28 protein-coding genes are annotated in these 24,629 nt (G+C 72.6%); 22 read left to right on the top strand and 6 right to left on the bottom strand.

The window, feature by feature from the left end; genetic code table 11:
- Window positions 1-124: 124 nt before the first annotated feature.
- Entirely contained in the window at window positions 125-1,093 is a 969-nt protein-coding gene (locus ACTOQ3_RS33740) for a hypothetical protein (RefSeq protein WP_440087509.1), read from the top strand.
- On the opposite strand, the gene ACTOQ3_RS33735 is transcribed toward ACTOQ3_RS33740, so the two are convergent.
- Both ACTOQ3_RS33735 and ACTOQ3_RS33730 read right to left on the bottom strand, forming a co-directional pair.
- Window positions 1,094-1,264, bottom strand: coding sequence for a hypothetical protein (locus ACTOQ3_RS33735; RefSeq protein WP_440087508.1), 171 nt, complete (start codon window positions 1,262-1,264; stop codon window positions 1,094-1,096).
- 106 nt (window positions 1,265-1,370) lie between these two features.
- Complete coding sequence (locus tag ACTOQ3_RS33730; RefSeq protein WP_362871438.1) at window positions 1,371-1,733, bottom strand: DUF2203 domain-containing protein; 363 nt, start codon at window positions 1,731-1,733, stop codon at window positions 1,371-1,373.
- Between the two features lie 161 nt (window positions 1,734-1,894).
- Between ACTOQ3_RS33730 and ACTOQ3_RS33725 the strand changes: the two genes are divergently transcribed.
- Window positions 1,895-2,122, top strand: coding sequence for an RNA polymerase subunit sigma-70 (locus ACTOQ3_RS33725; RefSeq protein ID WP_440087506.1), 228 nt, complete (start codon window positions 1,895-1,897; stop codon window positions 2,120-2,122).
- A 2-nt stretch (window positions 2,123-2,124) separates the two neighbouring features.
- Entirely contained in the window at window positions 2,125-2,727 is a 603-nt protein-coding gene (locus ACTOQ3_RS33720) for a hypothetical protein (protein WP_440087505.1), read from the top strand.
- Between the two features lie 38 nt (window positions 2,728-2,765).
- Here the strand turns inward: ACTOQ3_RS33720 and ACTOQ3_RS33715 are convergent, their stop codons facing one another.
- Together ACTOQ3_RS33715 and ACTOQ3_RS33710 are read right to left on the bottom strand one after the other, a co-directional pair.
- Complete coding sequence (locus ACTOQ3_RS33715; RefSeq protein WP_440087503.1) at window positions 2,766-3,608, bottom strand: amidohydrolase family protein; 843 nt, start codon at window positions 3,606-3,608, stop codon at window positions 2,766-2,768.
- Window positions 3,609-3,897: 289 nt separating this feature from the next.
- Entirely contained in the window at window positions 3,898-5,259 is a 1,362-nt protein-coding gene (locus ACTOQ3_RS33710; RefSeq protein WP_440087502.1) for a cation:dicarboxylate symporter family transporter, read from the bottom strand.
- Between the two features lie 87 nt (window positions 5,260-5,346).
- Here ACTOQ3_RS33710 and ACTOQ3_RS33705 point away from each other — a divergent pair, with 87 nt between their 5' ends.
- The 3 genes from ACTOQ3_RS33705 (at window position 5,347) to ACTOQ3_RS33695 (ending at window position 8,108) form a co-directional block, all read left to right on the top strand.
- A complete protein-coding gene (locus tag ACTOQ3_RS33705; protein WP_440087501.1) occupies window positions 5,347-7,014 on the top strand; it encodes a sensor histidine kinase in 1,668 nt (555 codons plus the stop codon).
- Window positions 7,011-7,682, top strand: coding sequence for a response regulator (locus ACTOQ3_RS33700; protein WP_440087500.1), 672 nt, complete (start codon window positions 7,011-7,013; stop codon window positions 7,680-7,682). The genes ACTOQ3_RS33705 and ACTOQ3_RS33700 overlap by 4 nt, the downstream gene beginning before the upstream one ends.
- Before the next feature lie 81 nt (window positions 7,683-7,763).
- Window positions 7,764-8,108: an STAS domain-containing protein gene (locus tag ACTOQ3_RS33695; protein ID WP_440066303.1), complete on the top strand. Its 345-nt coding sequence runs from the start codon at window positions 7,764-7,766 to the stop codon at window positions 8,106-8,108.
- On the opposite strand, the gene ACTOQ3_RS33690 is transcribed toward ACTOQ3_RS33695, so the two are convergent.
- Window positions 8,109-8,336, bottom strand: coding sequence for an HGxxPAAW family protein (locus ACTOQ3_RS33690; protein WP_440087499.1), 228 nt, complete (start codon window positions 8,334-8,336; stop codon window positions 8,109-8,111). It abuts the gene before it with no gap.
- Window positions 8,337-8,373: 37 nt separating this feature from the next.
- Window positions 8,374-8,811, bottom strand: a complete 438-nt coding sequence (locus tag ACTOQ3_RS33685) for a MarR family winged helix-turn-helix transcriptional regulator (protein WP_440087591.1) — start codon at window positions 8,809-8,811, stop codon at window positions 8,374-8,376.
- An 88-nt stretch (window positions 8,812-8,899) separates the two neighbouring features.
- Between ACTOQ3_RS33685 and ACTOQ3_RS33680 the strand changes: the two genes are divergently transcribed.
- From ACTOQ3_RS33680 to ACTOQ3_RS33605, 16 genes are all read left to right on the top strand, one after another.
- The gene (locus tag ACTOQ3_RS33680) at window positions 8,900-9,082 is read left to right on the top strand and encodes a hypothetical protein (protein WP_440066299.1); all 183 of its coding nucleotides are present in this window, start codon (window positions 8,900-8,902) and stop codon (window positions 9,080-9,082) included.
- Window positions 9,083-9,264: 182 nt separating this feature from the next.
- Complete coding sequence (locus ACTOQ3_RS33675) at window positions 9,265-9,468, top strand: DUF5302 domain-containing protein (RefSeq protein ID WP_329079480.1); 204 nt, start codon at window positions 9,265-9,267, stop codon at window positions 9,466-9,468.
- 146 nt (window positions 9,469-9,614) lie between these two features.
- Window positions 9,615-10,058, top strand: a complete 444-nt coding sequence (locus tag ACTOQ3_RS33670) for a type II toxin-antitoxin system PemK/MazF family toxin (protein WP_440087498.1) — start codon at window positions 9,615-9,617, stop codon at window positions 10,056-10,058.
- 207 nt (window positions 10,059-10,265) lie between these two features.
- Window positions 10,266-10,808, top strand: a complete 543-nt coding sequence (locus ACTOQ3_RS33665; RefSeq protein ID WP_440087497.1) for an RNA 2'-phosphotransferase — start codon at window positions 10,266-10,268, stop codon at window positions 10,806-10,808.
- A gap of 227 nt (window positions 10,809-11,035) precedes the next feature.
- Window positions 11,036-11,797, top strand: a complete 762-nt coding sequence (locus ACTOQ3_RS33660) for a DeoR/GlpR family DNA-binding transcription regulator (RefSeq protein WP_440087496.1) — start codon at window positions 11,036-11,038, stop codon at window positions 11,795-11,797.
- A 61-nt stretch (window positions 11,798-11,858) separates the two neighbouring features.
- Complete coding sequence (gene pfkB / locus ACTOQ3_RS33655) at window positions 11,859-12,800, top strand: 1-phosphofructokinase (protein WP_440087495.1); 942 nt, start codon at window positions 11,859-11,861, stop codon at window positions 12,798-12,800.
- Window positions 12,801-12,864: 64 nt separating this feature from the next.
- Window positions 12,865-13,986, top strand: coding sequence for a mannitol-specific PTS transporter subunit IIC (gene mtlA / locus ACTOQ3_RS33650; protein ID WP_440087494.1), 1,122 nt, complete (start codon window positions 12,865-12,867; stop codon window positions 13,984-13,986).
- Between the two features lie 3 nt (window positions 13,987-13,989).
- Window positions 13,990-14,298: a PTS lactose transporter subunit IIB gene (locus ACTOQ3_RS33645; RefSeq protein WP_344744158.1), complete on the top strand. Its 309-nt coding sequence runs from the start codon at window positions 13,990-13,992 to the stop codon at window positions 14,296-14,298.
- Entirely contained in the window at window positions 14,291-14,746 is a 456-nt protein-coding gene (locus ACTOQ3_RS33640) for a PTS sugar transporter subunit IIA (RefSeq protein ID WP_350967634.1), read from the top strand. The genes ACTOQ3_RS33645 and ACTOQ3_RS33640 overlap by 8 nt, the downstream gene beginning before the upstream one ends.
- Window positions 14,746-15,777 carry a zinc-dependent dehydrogenase gene (locus tag ACTOQ3_RS33635; RefSeq protein ID WP_440087493.1) on the top strand — a complete coding sequence of 344 codons (1,032 nt, stop codon included), beginning with the start codon at window positions 14,746-14,748 and terminating at the stop codon, window positions 15,775-15,777. The genes ACTOQ3_RS33640 and ACTOQ3_RS33635 overlap by 1 nt, the downstream gene beginning before the upstream one ends.
- A 152-nt stretch (window positions 15,778-15,929) precedes the next feature.
- Window positions 15,930-16,235, top strand: coding sequence for an HPr family phosphocarrier protein (locus tag ACTOQ3_RS33630; RefSeq protein WP_440087492.1), 306 nt, complete (start codon window positions 15,930-15,932; stop codon window positions 16,233-16,235).
- Window positions 16,228-17,907, top strand: a complete 1,680-nt coding sequence (gene ptsP, locus ACTOQ3_RS33625; RefSeq protein ID WP_440087491.1) for a phosphoenolpyruvate--protein phosphotransferase — start codon at window positions 16,228-16,230, stop codon at window positions 17,905-17,907. The genes ACTOQ3_RS33630 and ptsP overlap by 8 nt, the downstream gene beginning before the upstream one ends.
- Before the next feature lie 147 nt (window positions 17,908-18,054).
- Window positions 18,055-20,859 (top strand): AAA family ATPase, encoded by a 2,805-nt coding sequence (locus tag ACTOQ3_RS33620; protein WP_440087490.1) that lies wholly within the window; start codon window positions 18,055-18,057, stop codon window positions 20,857-20,859.
- A gap of 220 nt (window positions 20,860-21,079) precedes the next feature.
- Entirely contained in the window at window positions 21,080-22,024 is a 945-nt protein-coding gene (bdeA, locus tag ACTOQ3_RS33615; protein ID WP_440087590.1) for a bis(hydroxyethyl) terephthalate hydrolase, read from the top strand.
- Between the two features lie 294 nt (window positions 22,025-22,318).
- Complete coding sequence (locus tag ACTOQ3_RS33610) at window positions 22,319-23,140, top strand: DUF3152 domain-containing protein (RefSeq protein ID WP_440087489.1); 822 nt, start codon at window positions 22,319-22,321, stop codon at window positions 23,138-23,140.
- 230 nt (window positions 23,141-23,370) lie between these two features.
- Window positions 23,371-24,429: an NAD-dependent epimerase/dehydratase family protein gene (locus tag ACTOQ3_RS33605; protein WP_440087488.1), complete on the top strand. Its 1,059-nt coding sequence runs from the start codon at window positions 23,371-23,373 to the stop codon at window positions 24,427-24,429.
- Window positions 24,430-24,629: the final 200 nt, after the last annotated feature.

Here is a 24,629-nt window from a genome sequence, read left to right as displayed (position 1 = left end):
TACATGTTTAGTCGGTTATATCGCGGAAGCCTGCCCGTCGAGCCGCCGTCCCCGGGACGAGGAGCCCCCGGGAGGGACGTCCTCCTGACGTCGGCGCCGGAATCTGATAGGCATTCGTCCCGTGATGCGCTTCGTGGCAGTTCTCGCGACGGTTCTCCCCTTGATGGCGGCCACGGCTCCGGCTTCGGCCGCGGCCCCCGGCAAGCCGCACGTCCCGGCGGGAGTGACCGCCGGGTACGTGGTCTTCGACCGGCAGGCGGCGAAGGTGACCGAGTACCGCAACGCGCATCGGAGGTTCCGGTCGGCGTCGGTGGTGAAGATCCTCATCGCGATCGACCATCTGGAGTCGCGCAAGAGCGTTCCCCAGCGGGACCTGGCGCTGCTCAAGGCCATGCTGCGGGTCAGCGACGACGACGCGGCGACGTCCTTCTGGACCCGGGGCGGCCAGGGGAGGATCATCCAGCGGATGGCGCGCAAGCTGCGGCTCACCGACACCGTTCCCCCACCGGCCGACAAGCCGGGCTTCTGGGGTTACACCTCGCTCAGCGCGATGGACGTCGTCAAGACCTACCGCTACCTGCTCGACCGGGCCGACCCCAGGGTCCGCGACCTGATCCTGGGCCATCTGCGCAGGTCGGGGCAGTGTGGCTCCGACGGCTTCGACCAGTACTTCGGCATCCCCCGCGCGGTGCGCGGGCCGTGGGCGGTCAAGCAGGGCTGGTCGGGATACGGCTCCACGCCCCCGGTCCGCTGCCGTCCCGCGACCTCCACCGCGTCCGCGCCGGTGTCCGCGCCCGCGCCCGCGCCCGTGTCCACGTCCGCGCCCGTGTCCACGTCCGCGGCCCGGCTCGCGTCCGGCGGCGACGTCCCGCTCGCCGCACAGGTCGTGCCCGCTGCGCAGGCCGTGCCCGCCCGGACCGGGCCGGTGCCGGACCTGGGGCGCCCGGTCCTGCACACCACCGGGCTCGTCGGGCCCAAGGAGCGCTGGATCGTGGTCCTGCTGACCGCCCACCCGGCGGGGACCACCTGGCAGCGCTCCACCGCCCAGACGACGAAGCTGGCCCGGGAGGTCCACCTCAGCGGAACCTCCTGATCACCGCGCCGGCTCGTCGAGGAAGGCGATGACGCGGCGCAGGGTGCGCTGCAGGTCGAGGACCTCGGCGGGGGGCGAGACCGGCTCGCGCTCCCAGAGTGCCATCATGACCAGATACTGCGGGCAGGTCAGGCCGAGGTCGGCCGGCACCCTGCGGTAGGCGGCCGGCACCGCCCTCGTGGAGGCCGCCCACCAGGTATGCCCCTACTCCAACGCCACCCGGGGCAACATCCCGGTCGGCCTCGTGATCGAGTGGTCGGGTTCCCGGGGATCGCGGTCAGGGAAGAGGCCTGCGGCCGGCGAAGCCGAGCTCGTCCCGGTGGTACCACACCAGCTCGCGGTCCCCTTCGAGCCAGCACAGCCGCACCCGCACCCCGTCGAGCACCGAGGGGAAGTCGACCAGCAGGGGCGCGACACCCTTGACCTCGATGCCCCGCTCCTCGAACCAGCCGAGGATCTCCTCCAGCCTGGCCTCGTAGGCCTTCGCCTCCGCCAGCCCACCGGCCTCGGAGGTGCCGGTGCTGCGGAGCTCGTACGCGAGCTCGGCCAGCTCACCCCGCATCGCCACGAACGCGGCGGCCCGCTCCAGCAGCACGGGCATGAGCGCCCGCGCCTCCTCGACGGTGAAGATCCTGTCCACCCCTGCACGCTAGCGCGTCCCCGCCCGGAACGCTGCGAAGCACCGGGAGCGCCAGAAGGTATCGGGGCACCGGCGAGGCGCTCGGCGAGGTGCCCGATGGGGCGCCGAAGTTCTGTCAGCGAATGCTGACAAAAATGGGCTTGTCAGCATATGCTGACGACATGGAATCGCTGAGCGAGTTCGCCGGGGCCGTCGACGGCGAGGATCCGGTGGTGGCGCTGGCGGCCGTGGCGGCACTGCGCAGGCTCCTGGAGGAGCTTGAGGCCGCGCACGTCATCGAGGCCAGGAACCGGGGTTCGTCCTGGGAGGTCATCGCCGCGGCGCTCGGAGTCAGGCGGCAGACGGCACACCGCAAGCACGCACACCGAATCACCGAGGGCGGGAGCTGACGATGTTCGCGAGATTCACCCCCGAGGCCCGGCGGACCACGGTCCGCGCCGGACTGCTGTCGCTCGACCACGGCCGCACCACGCTCGACGAGGACATGTTCCTGCTCGCCCTGGTCGAGTCGTGGCCGGTGACGGGTTTCGCGGCCACCCCGCAGACCGTCACACCGGGGGTGGCCGGCGCGGAGGCCGTCACCCCCGAGGCGGTCGGCGCGGAGATCCGGAACCGCGAGGCCGCGAGGGGCCGGGCGGGCGACCGCGAGCTGCTGGCCGCCATCGGCGTCGACCTGGACGAGATCAGACGGCGCCTCCCGGCCCGGCGGACGGACCCCCTGGCGTGGCGGCTGACGCGCTCACGGCTGCGCCCGCTGAACGTGACGCTCAGCGGGCCGGCCGGTGACCTGCTCCTCACCGCCGGGGCGAGGAAGGTCGTCGAGGTCGCCCTGCACACCTCCGGCACCGGCACCGGATCCGACGTGACCGACGAGGATCTGCTGAAGGGCCTGCTGGCCGACTCCTCGAACGCCTCGGTCTCCATCCTGCGCGGCCTCGGTGTCGACCTCCGCGGCCTCGCGGCGAGCGTCGGCTTCCTGCGCGAACCTGCCTGAGGGCGGAGCGAACCGGCCTGGGGGCAGAACGGGTGAGGTCAGACCTCTATGCCGTAGAAGCGCGCGGCCGTGCCGCCGAGGACGGCTTCCCTGCCGGCCCCGTCGAGACCCGACAGCAGCACGCCGGTCTCCTCCCAGACCCTGGCGTAGTCGCCCGCGAGGACGGCCACCGGCCAGTCGCTGCCGAACATCAGCCGCTCGGGGCCGAACACCTCGATCGCGTGGTCGACGTAGGGGCGGAGGTCCTCGGCCGTCCAGGTCTCGTGGTCGGCGGCGGTGTTGAGACCGGACACCTTGCCGTACACGTTGGGATGCTCGGCGGCGCGGGAGATGAGCGACGCCCACGGCTCCCAGCCCTTCTCCCTGATCGGCGGCTTGGCCAGGTGGTCGATGACCAGCCGCAGCCCGGGGACGCGCTCGGCGAGGAACGGCACGTGCTCCAGATGCCTGGGCAGCACCGCCACCACGTCGAACGGGAGCCCCGCCGCGGCGAGCAGGCCCAGGCTCTCGACCACCGTGTCCTGGACGACCCAGTCGGGGTCGGGGTCGTCGTGGATGAGATGCCTGACCCCGGCGAACCTCGGATGCCTGCCGTAGCGCTCCAGCGCCCCGGCCGCCTCGTCGGGCCGGTTCAGCGGCACCCATCCCACCACGGCGGCGACGAAGTCATGGGCGTCCGCCTGCGCCAGCATCGCGTCGGTGTCGGCGTAGGTGTCGGCGGCCTGAACCAGCACGGTCCGCTCCACGCCGGCGGCGGCGAGCTGCGGGAGGAGCTCCTCGGGGGTGAAGGTGCGGTAGAGCGGTCCCGCCTCCGGCGTCAGCCAGGAGTAGGAGCCCGTCTCCAGGTTCCAGAAGTGCTGGTGGGCATCGATGACGGCCATCCACCGCTCCCCTTCGATTCCTCAATAGATCATCCGAATCTGCACAAACTAGGGCGAGGCAGCAGGGGTGTCAACGCCGTCGGCCTGCGGGAACCGGCCGGTGGGCCGGTGGCCGTACGGGCGGTGCGCCCGCCCTCACGCGTACGGGCCGGTGGCGGACGCTCCCCGGAGAGGAGTGTCCACCACCGGCCCGTACGCCCGCCGGAGGGCCGCCGTCGCCACGCAGGCCCCCGCTCGGCACCGGCCGGGACCAGCCAGACCGGCACACCGGCTACACCGGCTACACCGGCTACACCGGCGACAGGGCCGGGTCGTCCGACCGTGAGGCGGGCGGCGGGGGCGGCGGGGTGTCGTCGCCGTGCTCGTCGTCGAGGAGGGTCGTCTCGTCGAACGGCGCCCTGCCCGCCAGCACCTCGGTCGCGCGCTCCCGGTCGAACTCGCCCGTCCAGGTGCCGATCAGGACGGTGGCGACCGCGTTGCCGGCGAAGTTGGTCAGCGCCCGCGCCTCGGACATGAAGCGGTCGATGCCGACGATGAGGCCGACGCCGTCGACCAGGTCGGGGCGGTGGGACTGCAGGCCGCCCGCGAGGGTGGCCAGGCCCGCGCCGGTGACCCCGGCGGCGCCCTTCGACGCGATCATCATGAACACCAGCAGGGAGACCTGCTCGCCGAAGGCGAGCGGGGCGCCGGTGGCGCTCGCGACGAACAGCGTGGCCATGGTGAGGTAGATGGCCGTGCCGTCGAGGTTGAAGGAGTACCCGGTCGGCACGGTGATCCCGACGACGGGCTTGCTCACGCCCAGGTGCTCCATCTTGGCGATCAGGCGGGGCAGGGCCGACTCCGACGACGAGGTCGACAGGATCAGCAGGAACTCCCTGCCCAGGTAGCGCAGCAGCGAGAACAGGCCGACCCGCGCCACCAGCCAGAGCATCGGGCCGAGGATGACGAACACGAAGAGCACGCAGGTCAGGTAGAAGGCGAGCATGATGACGCCGAGGCTCCTGAGCGCGTCCATGCCGGTGGCTCCGACGACCGCGGCTATCGCGCCGAACGCGCCGACCGGGGCGGCCCACATGATCATGGCGAGGATCCGGAAGACGAGCCGCTGGATGTGCGTGATGCCGTTCAGGATGGGCTTGGCGCGCTCGCCCATCGCCTGCAGGGCGAAGCCGGTGAGCAGCGCGACCAGGAGGGTCTGCAGCACCTGGCCCTCGGTGAACGCCGACACCAGCGTGGTCGGGATGACCCCGAGCAGGAACGACACCGTGTCGGTCTCGCCGCCCTTGGCCGCCTCGGCCTCGGCGGCCTTGCGGAGCTCGTCGGTGAGCTGCAGGCCCTGCCCGGGGTCGACCAGGTTGCCCACGAGCAGGCCGATGCCCAGCGCGACGGTCGACATGGCGATGAAGTAGCCGAGCGCGAGGCCGCCGACCCGGCCGACCTTGGCGGCCTTGGTGACCGACCCGACACCGAGCACGATGGTGCAGAAGATGATGGGGCTGATCATCATCTTGATCAGGGCGACGAAGGCGGTGCCGAGCGGCTTCAGGGCCACGCCGACGTCGGGGGCCGCGAACCCGATCGCGATGCCGGCGACCACGGCGACGATGACGGCGATGTACAGGTAATGTGTTTTGTCTCGGGCCGCGCTCATGCGTGCTCCACCGCGCTAGAGGAAAAATCCGGTCGAGCGACTATCTCCGGCCCTGTGATCTAAGTCACCATTGCGTACATTTCGTTCGTGAACTTGCGGAAACTTCCCAGACGCATGCGCGACTGGAGCCTGGCCAGGCAGATGCTGGCCCTCCAGATCGTCGTCGTAGGCGTCACCGTGACCGGTGGCGCCCTGCTGGCGTTCCTGCAGATGCGCGACCTGCTCGTCGAGGAGGCCACCGGCACCGCCAGGGCGGTGACCGTCAGCGTGGCCGACTCCCCCTCCGTCCTCGCCTCCCTGGGCGACTCGGCGGCCCTGCAGCCGTACGCGGAACGGGTGCGGCGGGAGACCGGGGTCGACTTCATCACGATCATGAGCCTCGACGGCGTGCGCTACACGCATCCCAACCCCGCCGAGATCGGCCGCCGCTTCCTCGGCAACACCGCGCCCGCCCTGGCGGGGCAGGTCTTCACCGAGACCTACACCGGCACGCTCGGCCCCTCGGTCCGCGCCGTCGCCCCGGTCCGCGACGCCCGTGGCGAGGTACGGGCCCTGGTCAGCGGCGGCATCACCATCAGCAAGATCAGCGTCAGGCTCCGCGGGCAGATCACCGGCGCCGTGCTGATCGGCCTGCTCGGCCTGTCCGTCGGCGGGGCGGGCACCTACCTGGTCGGGGCCCGGCTGCGCCGCCAGACGCACGGGATGGGCCCCACCGAGCTGAGCCGGATGTACGAGTACCACGACGCGATCCTGCACGCCGTGCGGGAGGGCCTGCTGCTCGTCGACGACGCGGGCACGGTGACGCTCTGCAACGACGGCGCCAGGGAGCTCCTGGGCCTGACGGGCGAGGTGAACGGCAGGCACGTCACCCGGCTGGGCCTTCCCCCCTCGCTGGGCGAGCGGCTCTCGGCGGGCGAGAACCGTACCGACGAGATCCACATGACCGGGGAGCGGGCGCTGGTGGTGAACGCGGCGGTGGTCCGCTCCGGCAACCGCTCGCTCGGTACCGTGGTCACCCTCCGCGACCACACGGAGCTGCAGTCCCTGACCGGGCAGCTCAACGCCGAGCGCGGCTTCGCCGACTCCCTGCGGGCCGCCGCGCACGAGTCGGCCAACCGGCTGCACACGGTCATCACCCTCGTCGAGCTGGGCCGCGCCGAGCAGGCGGTGGCGTTCGCGACCGAGGAGATCAAGGCCGCGCAGCAGCTCACCGACCGGGTGGTCGGCGCCGTGCGCGAACCCGTGCTCGCCGCGCTGCTGCTGGGCAAGAGCGCCGAGGCCGGGGAGCGGGGGGTGGAGCTGTCGATCACCCCGGACAGCGAGCTCGACGACCTCGGCCTGGACACCCGCGACCTGGTGACGATCGTCGGCAACCTGATCGACAACGCGGCGGACGCGGCCATGGCGGGCACCCGGCCCGCGCGGGTGGAGGTGCGGCTGCGCGCCGACGAGACGGCCTTCGTGATCAGCGTGGCGGACAGCGGCCAGGGCCTCGACCCGGCGACGGCGGGTGAGGCCTTCCGGCGGGGATGGACCACCAAGGGCGACGGCCGCGGCCTCGGCCTGGCCATGGTCGGCCAGGCGGTCCGCCGCATGGGCGGGACGATCGAGGTCGGGGGGACGGGCGAGCCGAGCCCTGCCGAAGAGGCCGCCCGTGCGGTCGCGGGCGGGGGAGACGCCGGGCGACCGGCGGAGAACGGGACGGGCGCGGTGTTCACCGTACGGCTGCCGCTGCGGGGGAAGGACACGTCATGATCTCGGTACTGGTCGTCGAGGACGAGGAGATCACCGCCGAGGCGAACCGGGTCTTCGTGGAGCGGGTGCCCGGCTTCCGGGTGGCGGGTGTGGTCAGGTCCGGCGGCGACGCGCTGCGTTTCCTGCGGCGGCACCCCGTCGACCTGATCCTGCTCGACCTCTACCTGCCGGACATGCACGGGCTGGAGGTGTGCCGGGCGCTGCGGGCGGCGGGCGTGATGTCGGACGTCATCGCGGTCACCTCGGCGCGGGACCTGTCGGTGGTCAGGTCGGCCGTCTCCGTCGGCGTGGCCCAGTACCTGCTCAAACCGTTCACCTTCGCCTCGCTGAACGAGAAACTCACCCGCTACGCCGAGTTCCGGTCGTCGGTGGAGGGTGCGGGAGAGGCGAGCGGTCAGGGCGAGGTGGACCGCGCGCTGGCGGCGCTGCGGGGCCCGGCGCAGAACCTCCTGCCGAAGGGGATGACGCAGGCCACCCTCGACGCCGTGCTGGCGGAGCTGCGCAAGTCTCCCGGCGGCCTGTCGGCCCAGACCGCCGGGGCGGCGATCGGCGTCTCCCGGGTGACCGCCCGCCGTTACCTGGAGCATTTGACGGAGAGCGGGATCACACACCGGGTGCCCCAGTACGGTGGCCTCGGACGGCCCGAGCTGCTCTACCGGATCATTTGAGGCCCCGCCGGGGCACGGTGGCCCCGGAACTGGTAGGAAAAAGGCAGCCCGCCCTGCCACCCGCGGGCAAAGGAGTGCAGCATGGCCTTTTTCACGGTCTCATCGAGCCTGCTCGGGACGGCGTTCGTCGTCCGGGCGCTCGGAGAACTCGACTACCGCCACTCTCCCGCCCTGCGCGCGGAGATGGACAAGGCATGGGCCGCCGAGCCGCCCTCCCTGGTCGTGGCCGACGTCGCGGGTCTCACCTTCTGTGACTCCACCGGGGTCGCCGAGCTGATCCTGGCGCTCCGGCGGAGCCGCACCCTGGGCGTCCGGCTCGCCCTCGTCGGTGTGCACGGCACCCTGGAGCGGATCCTCACCATCACCGGCCTGCGCTCCTCCTTCGAGGTCTTCGCCTCTGTCGAGGAGGCGCTGCAGAAGGCCTGATCAGCTGTTTCCCTGGTCCATCGGCACGCGGGGCGCGTCGACGATGACGTCGGAGAAGATGTCGACCACCAGGGCGATCACGCCGCCGATCGCGATGATCCCGGCCCCGACCCAGAAGAACGTCCAGTTGGGGCCGAGGCACAGGGCGACGCCCCCCACGGTGAACCCCAGCAGGATGACGATCACCGCGAGCCAAGACTTGGGGCTTCCCCCGTGACTTCCAGCCATGAGTCTTTCCTCTCCCTGTTCTCTGATTCTCCGCGAATCAGTGATGCGCGCCGTCCGCCGCGGCGATCACCCGCGTCAGTGACCGGTGGAGCTCCTGGAGCTCCTCCAGGTTCATACCCAGACGCTCGACGATCGCCGGCGGAACCTTCTCCGCCTCGCCCCGCAGCCTGTGACCCTCCGGTGTGAGCGAGACGGCCAGGACACGCTGGTCCTGGCTGTCACGCCGCCTCCGGATGTAGCCGACGGCCTCGAGACGCTTCAGCAGCGGGGACAGCGTACCGGGGTCGAGTCTCAGTAGCTCGCTCAGCTCCTTGACCGACCGCGGTGCCCGCTCCCAGAGGGCGAGCATGACCAGATACTGGGGGTGGGTGAGCCCCATCGGCTCCAGCAGGGGCCGGTAGAGCCCGATGACGTTGCGCGAGGCGATCGCCAGGGCGAAACACACCTGGCGGTCCAGGCTCAGGGGATCGACCATGTCACTCACGCACGCCTCCAACCGACATAGTACGATAATTAGTGTACAAACCATTATCGCCCCAATCGTCGGCGAGTAAAGGATCCCCATGTTTCACAGCAAGCCGATCGAGGAGCGGATCGCCGAACGTCAGGCCGAGCGCTCCACCCTCAAGGAGGGCCGGCACTTCGAGCACGGCCCGGCGAAGTTCGTCTTCATCTTCGTGATCGTCTTCGTGGTCGTCGGCCACCTGGCCGGCCTGCTGCTGATGATGGCCCTGGGCATGCACTGACGTGGCCGGACGGCGTGCCGGCGAAGCTCGCGGCACGCGGCCTTCCCGCACCGCTCCCCCCCTTCCTCCGGGACTTCCTCTCAGAGCCGAAGCGGGGGGCCTGCACGCCGGAAGGGTCCGGATGAGAGGATGATGATCCTGTTGGTCGGGGTTGGACCGCCCGATAGATCAGGAGGTCTGTAATGTCTGACGTCACGCCGGAACCCGAAGGTTCCGAAAGTTCCGACGACGAGCTGAAGCGCAAGTTCCGCGAGGCACTGGAGCGCAAGAAGCTCGCCCAGGCGGACGCGGGCGCCGGGGGCAAGGGGAAGAACTCCTCGAAGATCCACGGTGCTCACGGCCCGGCGGCGGCCAAGCGCTCCTTCCGCCGCAAGAGCGGCGGCTGAGCCGTCTTTCGAACCAGGTCCGGACCAGGGCACCCGCCCATCCGGATCTCGGCCGCCCTGCTGGCCCCGGCCAGCGGGCGGCGCGCTCCCTCCACCGGCTCCCTGCGCCCCTTGGAAGCGTCCGCGGTCTGCAATAGGCTGTGCACGTGCGTGATCTTGGTGAGGACCCCCGGCCGGCTCGAGGCGCGGTCAGCGAGGTCCGCCGCGTCGACCGGGCCGCGACCCTGCACTACTCCCCCGACCTCGACGGCCTCGCCGATCCCGGCGAGATCGTCTGGGCCTGGGTCCCCTACGAGGAGGATCCGGACCGGGGCAAGGACAGGCCGCTGCTGGTCGTCGGCCGCCACGGGCGCAAGCTGCTCGCGCTGATGCTGTCCAGCCGGGCCGGCGGCGGCGACCCGGGCGACTGGCTGGAGATCGGCCCCGGCCAGTGGGACCGGGAGAACCGGGTCTCGTACCTGCGCCTGGACCGGGTCTTCGCCCTCGCCGAGGGCGACATCCGCCGCGAGGGCTCCGTCCTCGACGGCGCGCGCTTCGCCCGCGTGGCCGCCGTCCTCAAGCGCACCCACGGCTGGGCCGCCGACGGCTGAGCCCGCTCCGCGCCGGCCCCGGGCGGCCGCCCGGCGGGAAGGTACGGACACCGCGAAGGCGTCCGGGCCCGCGAAGCACGGGCACACGAAGGCGTCCGGACACGTAAGGCACGGACAACGAAGGTGTCCGGACATGCGCTCAGGCCGAAAAGCGCCCGGCGCGAATCCGGTGGAAAACGGCGGTGTGAGCCAGCATCCTGGTGTCCCATGGACGACAGACGGCTCGTTCGAGTCTCCAAGTATCTTTCCCAACACCTCAGGCACCAGCCCGAACGCATCGGGCTGGTCCTCGGCCCGCAGGGCTGGACGGACATCGGCGCCCTGCTGGCGGCCGCCGCGCGGCACGGCTTCACGATCACCCGTGAGGAGCTCGCGCAGGTGGTCGCGGGCAACGACAAGCGGCGCTTCGCCATCGAGGGCGACCGGATCCGCGCCAACCAGGGCCACACGATCGACGTCGACCTGGGCCTCGCCCCGGTCGAGCCGCCCGAGTTCCTGTTCCACGGAACGGTGGGCCCGTACGTGGCCGCCATCCGGGAGGAGGGCCTGCGGCCGATGAGCCGGCACGCCGTGCACCTGTCCCCCGACCGGGAGACCGCGACCCGGGTGGGCGCGCGGCGGGGCAGGCCTGTCGTGCTGGTCGTCCGCTCGGGGGAGATGCACCGGGCGGGTCACGAGTTCCGGGTCAGCGCCAACGGCGTATGGCTGGCCGCCCACGTGCCGCCCGCCCACATCTCGTTCCCCGGCTGAGGAACTCGGATCCCCGCCTCACCTCGCGCCGGGGCCACAGGATTTCCAACGCATTCCAAAATCTGGGTCAGCCTCGGGCCACTCCCACCTCGCACACACCCCCGGGCAAACACCTGGGGTTTTTTCATGTTCATGCTGGTTTAGAGGGAAGTCAACCCATTGACGTTCCAACACATACGGGTGTAAATAAAGCTGAAACAACACTGAAACGGTGGTGAATCAACAGCATGTACGCCGAGGAGCGGCAACAGGAGATCCTGCGCCGGGCGCGGACCGTCGGCCGGGTGGACGTGGTGACGCTGGCGGAGGAGTTCGCCGTCACCACGGAGACCGTTCGCCGCGATCTGACCGTGCTGGAGCGCTCCGGGATGCTGCGGCGCGTGCACGGCGGTGCGATCCCGGTCGAGCGGCTGGGATTCGAACCCGAGCTGGCCGCCCGCGACGAGGTGATGATCGGAGAGAAGGAGCGCATCGCCAAGGCGGCGCTCGCCGAGCTCCCCGAGGACGGCGCGATCATCATCGACGCCGGGTCGACGACCGGCAGGCTGGTGCAGGCGCTGCCGGTCGACCGGGAGCTGACCGTGATCGTGAACTCCCCGCCGCTGGCGACGGCGATGGCCACCCGCCCCAACCTGACGGTGATCATGCTGGGCGGGCGGGTGCGCGGGCGGACCCTGGCCACCGTCGACGACTGGGCGCTGCGCCCCCTCTCCGACCTGCACGTGGACGTGGCGTTCATGGCGACCAACGGGTGCTCGGTGGCCAAGGGGCTGACGACGCCCGACCCGGCCGAGGCCGCCATCAAGCGGGCGATGATCGGCGCGGCGCAGCGGTGCGTGCTGCTCGCCGACCACACCAAGTTCGCCAACACCTACCTGGCGCGCTTCGCCTCGATCCAGGAGATCGACGTGGTGATCAGTGACACGGGGCTCGACACCGGGGTCGCGGCCGAGATGGCCGCCGCCGGGCCGGAGGTGGTCCGGGCGTGACCGTCCCCCTGTCCCCCGGTCCCGACCTCGGCCCCGGCCGTACGATCGAGGTGGCCCCGGCGTGATCGTCACCCTGACCCTCAACCCCAGCCTGGACCGGACGATCGAGGTGGCGTCGCTGACCCGCGGGGCCGTCATCCGCGCCGCCGCCGCCCACCTCGACCCCGGCGGCAAGGGCGTCAACGTCTCCCGGGCGCTGCTGGCCAACCGGATCCGCTCGTGCGCGGTCGTCCCCTTCGGCGGCGACGAGGGACGGCGGCTGGTGAGCCTGCTCTCGGCCGAGGGCATCGAGATGATCACCGTCCCCGTCGCCGGGACCACCCGGTCCAACGTCGCCCTGGCCGAGCCCGACGGCACGGTCACCAAGATCAACGAGCCGGGGACGGCCCTGTCGCCGGCCGAGCTCGACACCATCGCCGAGGCCGTGCTCGGCGCGGCCAGCTCCGCGGACTGGGTGGTCGCCTCGGGCAGCCTCCCGCCCGAGGTGCCCGCCGACGTCTACGCCCGCCTGTGCGAGCGGTTCGGCGCGGCAGGCATCAACGTCGCGGTCGACACCAGCGGCCCCGCCCTCGTCTCGGCGCTCGCCGAGGCCCCCGCCCTGGTCAAGCCCAACCGGGAGGAGCTGGGCGAGGCCACCGGGATCGCCATCTCGACCCTGGGCGACGCCATCAAGGCCGCGGAGAGCCTGCGGGTCCGAGGCGCGGGCGCCGTCCTGGCCAGCCTGGGCGCCGACGGCGCGATCCTCCTGCAGGACGACCAGATCTGGCACGGCCAGTGCCCGGTGGCCGAGCCGCGCAGCACCGTCGGCGCCGGTGACGCCATGCTCGCCGGGTTCCTCGCCGGCGGGGCGCGCGGCGAGAGCGCGCTGGTCGAGGCGCTGGCCTGGGCGACCGCCGCGGTCGGGCTACCGGGAAGCCGGATGCCCTCCCCGCACCACATCCGGCGCGACGACGTCCGCGTCACCGGAGCCGATCCCGCCCTGCCGCTGCGGTCCGGGGGCTGACAGTGGCGCGGATCCACCCCCCTGGCCGGCCCAGCCGCCGGCCGCCCCGGAAGGAGCAGCACACATGAGCGAGTACACCCCGACTGTCACGGGAACCGGAGCGAGAGCGCACATCCAGCGTTTCGGCGGGTATCTCGCCGGAATGATCATGCCCAACATCGGCGCGTTCATCGCCTGGGGCCTGATCACCGCCCTGTTCATCCCCACCGGCTGGCTGCCCAACAAGGAATTCGCCGCCCTGGTCGACCCGATCGTCAAAGTGCTGCTGCCGATCCTGATCGGTTACACCGGCGGACGGATGGTCCACGGCCAGCGCGGAGCCGTGGTCGGCGCCGTCGCCACCATGGGCGTCGTCGTCGGCGCGGAGAGCCCGATGTTCCTCGGCGCGATGATCATAGGGCCGCTGACCGCGTACATCCTGAAGCTGTTCGACGGGCTCGTCGCCGACCGGGTCAAGGCCGGCTTCGAGATGCTGGTGGACAACTTCAGCGCCGGCATCATCGGCGGCGCCATGGCCCTGGTGGGCCTCAAGGTCATCGGCCGCGTCGTCGCCGAGATCACCGGCGCCGCGAGCGACGCGGTCGCCTGGCTGATCGGCAACAACCTGCTGCCGCTGGCCTCGGTCGTGATCGAACCCGCCAAGGTGCTCTTCCTCAACAACGCCATCAACCACGGCGTGATGGGCCCGCTGGGCGTGGCACAGGCGGCCGAGACGGGCAAGTCGATCCTGTTCATGCTGGAGTCGAACCCCGGACCCGGGCTCGGCCTGCTTCTGGCCTTCATGTTCTTCGGCCCCCGCGCGCTGCGCCCCAGCACCCCCGCCGCGATCATCATCCAGTTCTTCGGCGGCATCCACGAGATCTACTTCCCGTACGTGCTCATGAAGCCCCGGCTGATCCTCGCGGTCATCGCCGGTGGCGCCACGGGCGTCCTGGTCTTCATCATGACCGGGGCCGGGCTGGTGGCCACGCCGTCGCCCGGCAGCATCTTCGCCTTCCTCGCGGTGACTCCCAGGGGCGGGTGGTTCGGCACCATCGCCGGTGTCCTCGCCGCGACCCTCGTCTCCTTCGCCGTCGCCTCGGCCCTCCTCGGCTTCGGCAGGGGTAAGGACGAGACGGAGGAGAACCCCGAGGAACCCCCGGCCCAGACCGAGACCGAGACCGCACCCGTCGCCAAGGAGGCCTGACCGATGGCCAGCATCGAGAGCAAGGACATCCACAAGATCGTCGTGGCCTGCGACGCGGGCATGGGCAGCAGCGTCATGCTCGCCACCCAGCTCCGCAAGCAGCTGAAGGACCAGAACGTCCAGGTGGAGCACACCCCGGTCAACTCGATCCCCGCCGACGCCGACGTGGTGGTCTGCCACGCCGGTCTGGCGAACCGGGCCAGGGCCGGGGCCCCGGACAAGGTGCTGATCCCGTTCCAGGTCTTCATCGGGGACCCCGCGGTGACCAGGCTGGTCAGCACGATCAAGAGTGGTGGCACCGTCAATGCCTGAGACGGCGCCGCTGCCGCTGGACCCGCGCGCCATCCGGCTGGCGGCCTCGGCCGCCGACCGCGACGACGCGATCCGGCAGTGCGGGGAGGCCCTGCTCGCCGTCGGCGCGGTGGAGAGCGCCTACATCGACACCATGCTCGAACGGGAGCGCTCGATCTCCACCTACGTCGGCGAGGGGGTCGCCATCCCGCACGGCACCCTGGCCGCCAAGGACGCCGTCCGGCACGACGCCATCAGCGTCGTGCGCTTTCCCGGCGGTGTCGACTGGGACGGCGACCGGGTGACGGTGTGCATCGGCATCGCCGCCAAGGGCGACGGCCACGTACGGCTGCTCGCCGAACTCGCCCAGATCCTGATGGATCCCGACCAGGCCAGGGCCCTTCGCGAGGCGACGGAGGTCGCCGAGGTGGTCCGGCTGCTGCAACCGAACGAAGAGGACGAAGCATAGTGAAGGTCGCCCGTTTCTACGCCCCTGGCGACATCCGCGTCGAGGAGGCGCCGGAACCCGTCACCGGACCAGGCGAGATCAAGATACGCGTGCGCAACTGCTCGACCTGCGGCACCGACGCGAAGATCCTCAAGCACGGTCACCACCACATCAAGCCGCCCAGGGTCATGGGGCACGAGATCGCCGGCGAGGTGGTCGAGGCCGTCGACGCGGGCGAGTGGGCCCCGGGCGACCGGGTGCAGGTGATCGCCGCGATCCCCTGCGGGAAGTGCGCGGAGTGCCGCCGGGGCCGGATGACCGTCTGCCCGAACCAGGAGTCGATGGGCTACCACTACGACGGCGGTTTCGCCGAGTACATGATCATCCCGGCGAAGGTCCTCGCGGTCGACGGCGTCAACCGCGTCCCGGACGGCGTCGGTTTCGCCGAGGCGTCGGTGGCCGAGCCGCTGGCCTGCGTGCTCAACGGCCAGGAGCTGGCCCGCGTGGGCGAGGGCGACGATGTGGTGATCATGGGCTCTGGCCCGATCGGCTGCCTGCACGTGCGGCTGGCGCGGGCGCGGGGCGCGGCGCGGGTCTTCCTCGTCGACATCAACGCCGGGCGGCTGGAGATGGCCGCGGGGCTGGTCCACCCGGACGCGGTCGTCCACGGCGAGGACGTCGTCGAGCAGGTGCTCAAGCTCACCGACGGCAGGGGGGCCGACGTCGTCATCACCGCCGCCGCCTCCGGCGCCGCCCAGGAGCAGGCACTGCGGATGGCGGCCCGTCAGGGACGGATCAGCTTCTTCGGCGGCCTGCCCAAGGACAACCCGATCATCCAGTGCGACTCCAACCTGGTCCACTACCGGGAGCTGACCATCGTCGGCGCCAACGGGTCCAGCCCGGCGCACAACGCCCGGGCCCTGCGGCTGATCGCCGACGGCTCGGTGCCGGTCGCCGACCTCATCACGCACCGGCTGCCGCTCGCGGAGGTCCTGGAGGGGATCGACATCGTCAGCAGGGGCGAGGCCATCAAGGTGACCGTCGAACCCTGACCGGCTCCGGTCTCCCACGCCCCTTCCGCCGAGCCCTGCGGAAGGGGCCGCCCCCACACACGCAGGCCCGAACGGGCCCGCCGAGTTCGCGCAGGCCCCGTCGGACCGCACCACCCGAACCACTCGCAGAACGCGCAGAAGGAGAACCGGAGATGCCGGAGAGGACAGTGGTCGTCGCCTCACGCACGGGCCTTCACGCCCGGCCCGCGAAGATCTTCGTGCAGGCCGCGGCCAAGCAGGGGATGCCCGTCCGCATCCGCGTCGGGGACGGCAAGCCCGTACCGGCCAACAGCATGCTCGCCGTGCTGGCGCTGGGGGCCACGCACGGCACGGAGGTCACGATCGAGGCGGAGGGACCGGGCGCCGACGAGGCGCTCGACTCCCTCGCCGGGCTGCTCGCCCGCGACCTCGACGCCGAAGAGGTCCCCCGTGGCGCCGGAGAGACCTCCCGTGGCTGAGACGCTCAGTGGCCTGGGCGTGAGCTCGGGCCGGGCCGCCGGGCGGGTCTGCCGGATGGCGGGCCCGCCGGAGCTGCCCGCGCCCTCCCCCGTCACCGACGCGGGCGCCGAGCTCGACCGGGCGATGAACGCGCTGCGGGCCACGGTCTCCGAGCTGGCGGCGCGGGCGGAGAAGGCGCCCGACGCCGACGCGAGGGCGATCCTGGAGGCGCAGTCCTTCATCGCCGACGACCCCGGCCTGCACGAGTCCGTGGAGGCGAACGTCAGGTCGGGCAAGGACGCGGCGCACGCCATCGACGAGGCCTGCGCCCACCACCGGCGCGCGCTGGTGGCGGCGGGCGGCTACTTCGCCGAGCGCGCCGCGGACCTCGACGACATCCGCAACCGGTCCGTGGCGGCGGTGCTGGGCCTGCCCGTCCCCGGGGTGCCCGACCCGGGTCACCCGTTCGTCCTGGTCGCCGCGGATCTGTCCCCCGCCGACACGGTGAACCTGGATCCCGGGTCCGTCCTCGCCCTCGTCACCGAGAAGGGCGGCCCGACCAGCCACACCGCCATCCTGGCCCGTGCCCGCGGCCTGCCCGCCGTGGTCGCCTGCCGGGGGGCGGGCGACATCGGCGAGGGGACGTGGGTGTCGGTCGACGGCCTGCGGGGCGAGGTGGAGGTCGGCATCGGCGAGGGGGCCGCCGCCGAGATCCAGCGCGGGGCCGAGGCCGACCGCCGCCGGGCGGGCACCGTCCGGGGCCCCGGCCGGACCTCCGACGGCCACCCGGTCAAGCTGCTGCTCAACATCGGTTCGGCGGCCGACCTCGCACCGCCGGTCCGGGTTCCCCCGGCGGAGGGGGCCGGGGGCGTGGACGCCGAGGGGGTGGGGCTGTTCCGCACGGAGTTCCTCTTCCTGGACCGCCGCGAGGAGCCGGGTCACGAGGAGCAGGTGGCCGCCTACGCCGCGGTCCTCCGCGCCGCCCCCGGCGGGCACGTCGTGGTCCGCACCCTCGACGCGGGCACGGACAAGCCGCTGCCGTTCCTCGGGCTGGCCGAGGAGACCAACCCGGCGCTGGGCGTACGGGGACTGCGGGTCTCCCGGGTCAGGCCCGAGGTGCTCGACACCCAGCTCGACGCCATCGCCGAGGCGGCCCGCGCGACCGGGACCGAGCCGTGGGTGATGGCGCCCATGGTGACGACGGTGGCCGAGGCCGCCGACTTCGCCGGGCGGGCCCGTGCCCGGGGGATCGCGCGCGTCGGGGCGATGGTGGAGGTCCCCGCCGCCGCGCTGCGCGCCGGGCGCCTGCTGGAGGAGCTCGACTTCCTGAGCATCGGCACCAACGACCTGAGCCAGTACACCTTCGCCTCCGACCGGCAGCACGGGGAACTCGCCGACCTGCTCGACCCCTGGCAGGCCGCGCTGCTCCAGCTGATCGCCGACTGCGCGGCGGCCGGGCGGGCGGCGGGCAAGCCCGTCGGCGTGTGCGGCGAGGCGGCGGCCGACCCGCTTCTGGCGACCGTCCTGGTCGGCCTGGGCGTCACCAGCCTGTCGATGTCCGCACCCGGGATCTCCCCGGTACGGGAGGCTCTCGCCGCCCACTCCCTGGAGCGGTGCCGCGACAACGCCAGGATCGCCCTGGCCGCCGACGACCCCGGACGGGCCAGGAAGGCGATCGCCCCGGACCGGTGAACACCCCGCCCCCGCCCCTCGGCGCGCATCGGTGAAATCACCGGTCTTTCCCGGGCCACCGGTACACCGGTGCAGGTCGGCGGAGGCCGGTGGGGAACCCCGCCACGCGCTCTTTCCAGGCGCGACACACGGGCGTAACACTGAGGGATGGCCTCCCCCTCCGCCGCCACCCGGTCACCGGCGCTGCACGGCCGTGACACGGAGCAGGACGCGCTGCTGCGATTACTCGACGCCGCCCGGCGCGGCTCCGGGGGCGCGGCGATCCTGCGAGGGGCGCGGGGCACGGGAAAGACCGCGCTGCTCGACCTCGCGGCGGCCCACGCGGGCGGCACCGGTAACACCGGCGGCACGGGCGGCACGGGTGGTTTCGTCGTGCTCAGGGTGCGCGGTACCGAGGCGGAGTCGCACCTGCCGTACGCCGGGCTGCACGGCCTGCTCAGGCCGGTCGCCGACCGGCTCCCCGCGCTCCCCCCGGCGCAGGCGGAGGCGCTGACCCGGGCGCTGGAGCTGGGCGCGGCGGACGGCGGGCTGACGCTTCCCGCGGCGGTCCTCAACCTCCTGGCGGCCGCCGGCGGCCCGGTACTGGCCTGCGTCGACGACGTTCACCACCTCGACGCGCCCAGCCGCGCGGCGCTCTTCTTCGCGGCCAGACGGCTGGCGGGGGAACCGGTCGTGCTGCTGTTCGGGACCGACGACGGCGGCGACGGCGCCGCCCCCGACGACATACCGGCGTTCGAGCTGGGCGTCCTGGACGAGGAGGCGGCCAGGCGGCTCGCCGACGACCTGGTGCCGGGACTGGCCGACGACGTACGGGCGTCGCTGCTGGAGATCGCCTGCGGCAACCCGCTGGCGCTCGGAGAGCTCGCCGGGTCGCTGAGCCCCGGGCAGATCTCCGGCGCCGCCGCCCCGCCCGGAACCCTGCCGAGGGGCGGGCGGCTGTGGCGCGCGTACACCGACCGGCTGGCGCGGCTGCCCGGCGAGACCGCGGACATGCTCCTGCTGCTCGCGGCGGATCCCGATCTGGAGACGGTCACCCTGGCCGGCGCCGCGGAGCCGGAGCGCGCGCTGGCCGCGCTGGAACCGGCGGAGCGGGCGGGGGTGATCGTCCATGTCGGCGGCGCCGGCGGCGACGGTGCCGGTGACCGCTACGACTTCCGCGAGCCGGCGATGCGGACGGTCGTGTACGCCGGCGCCTCTCTCGCCCGCCGCCGCGCCGCGCACCGCCTGCTCGCGGGCATGCTGTGCCACGACCACCAGCGGCTGCGGCGGGCCTGGCACCGGGCCGCCGCGATGGACGGCCCCGCCGAGTCGCTCGCCGACGAGCTGGCGGCGGCCGCGGCGGCGGTGACCTCCCCCGGCGGCCACCCGGCGACCTTCCTCGCCTTCGAGCGGGCGGCCGAGCTGACCGAGCACGGCGACGTCAAGGCCGCGCGGCTGGCCGCGGCCGCCAATCGCGCCTGGCACGCGGGCCTGCCCCGCCGCGCCCGGTCGCTGCTCACCCGCCTGCAGTCGCTGACGATCTCCGAGGAGGTGCGCAGCCAGGCCGAGCTGATCCGCGGCAGCCTGGAGCTGCGCAGCGGGAAGACCGGCAGCGCCGGGGACGACCTGATGGCGGCGGCCGAGTCGCTGCTGGACAGGGACCGGGGGCAGGCCGTCCGGGTGCTCATCCGCGCGGGCGAGGCGAATTACCTGGCCGGCGACAACCTTCGCTACCTGGACATGGCACGGTGGGCCGCCACGCTGCGCCGCCCGGACGACCCGGCGGCCACCCAGCTGATGTTCGAGTACCTGGCCGGTACGGCGGCGACGTTCGACGGCCGTCACCGGGAGGCGGCCGATCCGCTCCGCCGGGTGCTGGAGCTCGCGCCCTCGGTGCGCACCCCCTCGGTGCTGGTGTGGGCGGGCGTGGCCAGCCTGTTGCTCGGCGACGACGCGCAGGCGGTGCGGCTGTGCGGCCGGGCGGTGGAGACGGCGCGCGCCCGCGGGGCGGTCTCCACCGTGCCGCAGGTCCTGGAGTTCATGATCCATGCCGAGCTCTGGATGGGCCGCTACGCCTCCATCACCGCCAGCGCCGTCGAGGGACTCCGGCTGGCCCAGGAGCGCGGGCGGCCCAACAGCGCGGGCCAGCACCTGGGGTGGCTGGCCCTCACCGCGGCCGTCGAGGGGGACGAGGAGACGTGCGCGATCAGGGCGGCGAGCGCCATCGAGCTGGCGGGCGCCCACGGGGTGTGCGTGGCGGGAGCCCTCGGCAACTGGGCACTGGCCCATCTCGACCTCGCGGCGGGCCGCCACGCCGACGCCACCAAGCGGCTGCGGGCCACGACCAGGGCGGACGGGACCAACGGCCACCTCGTCATACGGGTGATGTCCACCCCTCTGTTCGTCGAGGCCACCGCCCGCACCGGTGACCGGGAGCGGGCCAGGGAGGCGCTGCGGGTGCTCGACCGCTGGGTGGGCAGCACCCGCAGTCCCGACCGGCGCGCGCTGGCCACGCGCTGCCACGCGCTCCTGGCCGCCCCCGGCGACGCCGAGGAGTACTTCAGGGCCGCGCTCGACCTGCACCACCAGGGGTTCTCCGAGTTCGAGACGGCCCGCACCCAGCTGCTCTTCGGCAGCGCGCTGCGCAGGAACCGGCGTCCGGGCGCGGCCAGGGAGCACCTGCACAGCGCGCTGGAGACGTTCGAGCGCTCCGGCGCGCGGCTCTGGGCCGAGCAGGCCCGCGCCGAGCTGCGCGGGGCGGGAGAGGCCGTCCGGTCGCACCGCCCGAAGGCCACCGAGAAGCTCACCGCGCAGCAGTACCAGATCGCGCGCATCGTGGCGGACGGCGCCACCAACCGGGAGGTGGCGGCCCGGCTCTTCCTGAGCCCGAGGACCGTCGAGCACCACCTCAGGAACATCTTCGCCAAGCTCGACATCCGCTCCCGGGTGGAACTGGTGCGGTTGATGTCGTGATTCACCGGTGTTGACCGGTGCGATGGAGTACGGGTGATTTCACCGATGCACTCCGGGGCTGACAGGGAGAAAGTGGCGTCTGTCAGGAACCCGAGGGGTCACCCCGGTGCGCTGACCGTACCGCCGCCGTTCCCGGTGGCGGGCCGACGCGCGACGAACGGCCGTCAGCCTCGACCGCCGTATCGCCGTGGTTCCCCCCACAGGAACGGAGTACAGCAACGTGCAGCCGTACGGCACCACCCCCCAGGCCCCCGCGCCCAGGCGTTCCCGCCGGGCGACGACGGTCGCCACGCTGACCCTCGCACTCGCTCTGCTCGGCACCGGCGGGACGCTCGCGCCCGCCGCGCAGGCCGTCGCGGCCCCCGCCGCGCAGGCCGCCTCCGCCGGTCCCTACGACCGCGGCCCCGACCCGACCAACTCCAGCATCGAGGCGGCCAGAGGACCGTTCTCGATCTCGGAGACCACCGTCTCCTCGCTGCGGGTGAGCGGCTTCGGCGGAGGCACGATCTACTATCCGACGTCCACCAGCGAGGGGACGTTCGGCGGGATCGCCATCGCCCCCGGCTACACCGCGAGCAGGTCCACCATGGCCTGGCTCGCCTCGCGGCTGGCCTCCCACGGCTTCGTGGTCTTCAACATCGACACCCTCACCCGCTCCGACCAGCCCGCCAGCCGAGGACGGCAGCTGCTGGCCGCGCTCGACTACCTCACGCGGGAGAGCTCGGTCGCGAACCGGGTCGACGCGAGCAGGCTCGGCGTCGCCGGGCACTCGATGGGCGGCGGCGGCACGCTGGCCGCCGCCGACAGCCGGCCGCAGTTGCAGGCGGCCATCCCGCTGACCCCGTGGCACACGACCAAGAGCTGGTCGGGCGTGCGCGTCCCGACAATGATCATCGGCGCGGAGAACGACTCGGTCGCCTCGGTGGCCCTGCATTCCAAGCCGTTCTACAACAGCATCCCCTCCTCCTCGGAGAAGGCGTACCTGGAGCTCAACGGCGCCAGCCACTTCGCGCCCAACTCCTCCAACACGACGATCGCCAAGTACAGCGTCTCCTGGATGAAGCGCTTCATCGACGACGACACCCGCTACGAGCAGTTCCTGTGCCCGGCGCCCCAGGTCAGCCTGAGCATCTCCGAGTACCGGGACACCTGCCCGCACTCGTAGGACCGCGGGGCCGCCATCGGGCCACGACACCGGCCGCGGCCTCCGCCGCCGGCCGGTGGTTCCCGGCGACAGCCGGTGGCGCTCGGCGACATAGGCCAGCAAACCATCTGTTAAGCCAGCGAAAGGCTTGTTAAGCCCATAAAACCCCTGACCCGACGGCGGCCGCAGCATACGGCCGCCGTCGGCGTACCCCTCGAAGTTCCCCGGCGCCGCCGTCATATGACGGATTTTCTCCTGGTTTGATCAGTTACCGCCGCGGGGCAATAAGGTTTACGGTCTATGTCCAGGAACGCAATGAGACGTGACCCTAAGACCGTTCTGTGGCTTCTCGCGCTGAGCATCGTGGTCACCTTCACGGCCGGTGGGGCCACGGTGCTGAGCGGTCACCTCGAACCCGTTCCCGACAGGCCCGTGCCTCCTGACGCCGCCCCGCCCGGGATACCGGCGGTGCCCGCGACGCCGACCCCGCCGCCGCAACCCCAGGACCTTCGAGACACCGCCGCGCCCGCGAACTCCGCCGGTCCCACGCCCCCGTCACCGGCCCAGGAGCCGCTGCTGCTCGCCAACGGCCGGCAGCAGCCGCTGAAGGTGAGGGTTCCCCGGTCGGCCAAGGGCCGCTACACCGTCGCCCCCGGCGAGGCCCGGCCTCCCAGGGGGAAGGGCAAGGTGATCCGGTACGCGGTGGAGGTCGAGCGGGGCCTGCCGTTCGAGGTGGAGGAGTTCGCCGCCGAGGTGCACCGGATCCTCAACGACCCGCGCGGCTGGGGATACCGGTTCAAGCGGGTGGCCCGCGGCCCGGTGAGGATCAGGGTCTCGCTGAACAGCCCCGAGACGACCGACAGGCGGTGCCTGCCGATGCGGACCAACGGCATCCTCTCCTGCTGGAACGGCGGGCGCGCGGTCATCAACGCGGTCCGCTGGAACAGCGGGGCGACCGGCTACGGCCGCGACGTGGCCTCCTACCGCGAGTACGTCATCAGCCACGAGGTCGGCCACGGCCTCGGCCACGGCCACGTGTCCTGCCCGGGGCGCGGCCGGCGGGCGCCGGTGATGCTCCAGCAGACCAAGTCCCTGTACGGCTGCCGCCCCAACCCCTGGCCGTCCCCCCGGCGCTGACTCCCCCGTCTCCTCGCCGCCCCTCGCGGGCGGCTCCGGGAACCCGTCGCCCGCCGTCCGGGCCGGCTCGGACGGCGGGCGACGAACCCGTCCTCCGCGTCCGGCCGGGCCGGTGGACGACGCCCCCGAACGGCCGGACGCGGCGATCGAGTGTCGCCGGATCGTCCCCCCGTACGGCAAAGCAGTCGTGAGGATGGATTCACCGGGCCCTCCCGGGGCACCCGGTAGGCATGCGAGTAGTAGTCGTCGGCGCGACAGGAAACGTGGGCACGAGCGTGGTGTCCGCCCTCGCGGCCGATCAGGATGTCACATCCATCGTGGGCCTGGCCCGCAGGCAGCCGGACTGGAATCCGCCCAAGACCACCTGGCGGACCGCCGACGTCGCCGGCGGCGACCTGGCGCCACACCTGGAGGGAGCCGACGCGGTCGTCCACCTGGCGTGGCTGTTCCAGCCCACCCGTGCCCCGGTGACGACCTGGCGGAACAACGTCCTGGGCAGCATCAGGGTCTTCGAGGCCGCCGCGCGGGCGGGTGTCTCCGCGCTCGTGCACGCCTCCTCGGTGGGCGCCTACTCCTCCGCTCCCAAGGACCGGGCCGTCACCGAGGAGTGGCCGACCCACGGCTGGCCCGGTGCCGCCTACGGCCGGGAGAAGGCCTACGTGGAGCGGGTGCTCGACCTGTTCGAGCGTGACCACCCGGACATCAGGGTCGTACGGTTGCGGCCGGGGTTCATCTTCAAGCGGGAGGCGGCGGTCGGGCAGCGGCGCCTGTTCGGCGGGCCGTTCGTGCCGCAGCGGCTGGTACGGCCGAGCCTGATCCCGTTCGTGCCCGACACTCCCGGGCTCCGCTTCCAGACGGTCCACACCGACGACGTCGGCGAGGCCTACCGGCTGGCGGTCACCCGGCCGGTGTCGGGTGCCTTCAACATCGCCGCCGACCCGGTGATCGAGCCCTCGGTGCTGGCCGAACTGCTCGGTGCCCGGCTGGTTCCCGTCTCGGGCTGGGCGCTCAGGAGCACCGTCGCCGCGGCCTGGCACATGAGGCTGATCCCCGCCTCGCCGGGCCTGGTCGACCTGGTGCTCAGGATGCCGATCATGGACATCGGCCGCGCCCGCGCCGAGCTGGGCTGGCAGCCGCGCCACACGGCGGTGGAGGCGATGAAAGAGCTGTTCGAGGGACTGCGGGGCGCCGAGGGCGCCCAGGGCATGGACACCCCGCCGCTGTCGCCGAGCACCGGAGGGCCCGCGCGCCTGGGTGAGCTGGCCGGCGGCGTCGGCGGAAGGCCTTAGCGGCCCGGCGGCGTGACGGCCCCGCCCCCGGCCGGCCCCCCGGCCGGGGCCGTCACCGAGCGGCGGACGGCCGGCGAGGGACGGGGCCCGGCGCGAAGCCGGGGCTCGGAGGTCGGGGGCCGGGCTCGGGCGAACGGGGCCCGGGGCTCAGAGCTCGGGGAACGGGAACCCGGGCGGACATCGGACTCGTCAGGGAGGAC

Origin of the sequence: Streptosporangium sp. LJ11, from assembly GCF_051918945.1 — a bacterium.
Taxonomy (GTDB): Bacteria; Actinomycetota; Actinomycetes; order Streptosporangiales; family Streptosporangiaceae; genus Streptosporangium.
The sequence above is the reverse complement of the archived record's forward strand: the minus strand, read 5'-3'. Positions and strand labels throughout refer to the sequence as shown.

Coding starts and splice junctions, on each gene's coding strand:
- ACTOQ3_RS33740 (WP_440087509.1), top strand. CDS start 125: ATGCGCTTCGTGGCAGTTCTCGCGACGGTTCTCCCCTTGATGGCGGCC.
- ACTOQ3_RS33725 (WP_440087506.1), top strand. CDS start 1,895: ATGGAATCGCTGAGCGAGTTCGCCGGGGCCGTCGACGGCGAGGATCCG.
- ACTOQ3_RS33720 (WP_440087505.1), top strand. CDS start 2,125: ATGTTCGCGAGATTCACCCCCGAGGCCCGGCGGACCACGGTCCGCGCC.
- ACTOQ3_RS33715 (WP_440087503.1), bottom strand. CDS start 3,608: ATGGCCGTCATCGATGCCCACCAGCACTTCTGGAACCTGGAGACGGGC.
- ACTOQ3_RS33710 (WP_440087502.1), bottom strand. CDS start 5,259: ATGAGCGCGGCCCGAGACAAAACACATTACCTGTACATCGCCGTCATC.
- ACTOQ3_RS33700 (WP_440087500.1), top strand. CDS start 7,011: ATGATCTCGGTACTGGTCGTCGAGGACGAGGAGATCACCGCCGAGGCG.
- ACTOQ3_RS33695 (WP_440066303.1), top strand. CDS start 7,764: ATGGCCTTTTTCACGGTCTCATCGAGCCTGCTCGGGACGGCGTTCGTC.
- ACTOQ3_RS33690 (WP_440087499.1), bottom strand. CDS start 8,336: ATGGCTGGAAGTCACGGGGGAAGCCCCAAGTCTTGGCTCGCGGTGATC.
- ACTOQ3_RS33685 (WP_440087591.1), bottom strand. CDS start 8,811: ATGGTCGATCCCCTGAGCCTGGACCGCCAGGTGTGTTTCGCCCTGGCG.
- ACTOQ3_RS33680 (WP_440066299.1), top strand. CDS start 8,900: ATGTTTCACAGCAAGCCGATCGAGGAGCGGATCGCCGAACGTCAGGCC.
- ACTOQ3_RS33675 (WP_329079480.1), top strand. CDS start 9,265: ATGTCTGACGTCACGCCGGAACCCGAAGGTTCCGAAAGTTCCGACGAC.
- ACTOQ3_RS33665 (WP_440087497.1), top strand. CDS start 10,266: ATGGACGACAGACGGCTCGTTCGAGTCTCCAAGTATCTTTCCCAACAC.
- ACTOQ3_RS33660 (WP_440087496.1), top strand. CDS start 11,036: ATGTACGCCGAGGAGCGGCAACAGGAGATCCTGCGCCGGGCGCGGACC.
- mtlA (WP_440087494.1), top strand. CDS start 12,865: ATGAGCGAGTACACCCCGACTGTCACGGGAACCGGAGCGAGAGCGCAC.
- ACTOQ3_RS33645 (WP_344744158.1), top strand. CDS start 13,990: ATGGCCAGCATCGAGAGCAAGGACATCCACAAGATCGTCGTGGCCTGC.
- ACTOQ3_RS33640 (WP_350967634.1), top strand. CDS start 14,291: ATGCCTGAGACGGCGCCGCTGCCGCTGGACCCGCGCGCCATCCGGCTG.
- ACTOQ3_RS33630 (WP_440087492.1), top strand. CDS start 15,930: ATGCCGGAGAGGACAGTGGTCGTCGCCTCACGCACGGGCCTTCACGCC.
- ACTOQ3_RS33620 (WP_440087490.1), top strand. CDS start 18,055: ATGGCCTCCCCCTCCGCCGCCACCCGGTCACCGGCGCTGCACGGCCGT.
- ACTOQ3_RS33610 (WP_440087489.1), top strand. CDS start 22,319: ATGAGACGTGACCCTAAGACCGTTCTGTGGCTTCTCGCGCTGAGCATC.
- ACTOQ3_RS33605 (WP_440087488.1), top strand. CDS start 23,371: ATGCGAGTAGTAGTCGTCGGCGCGACAGGAAACGTGGGCACGAGCGTG.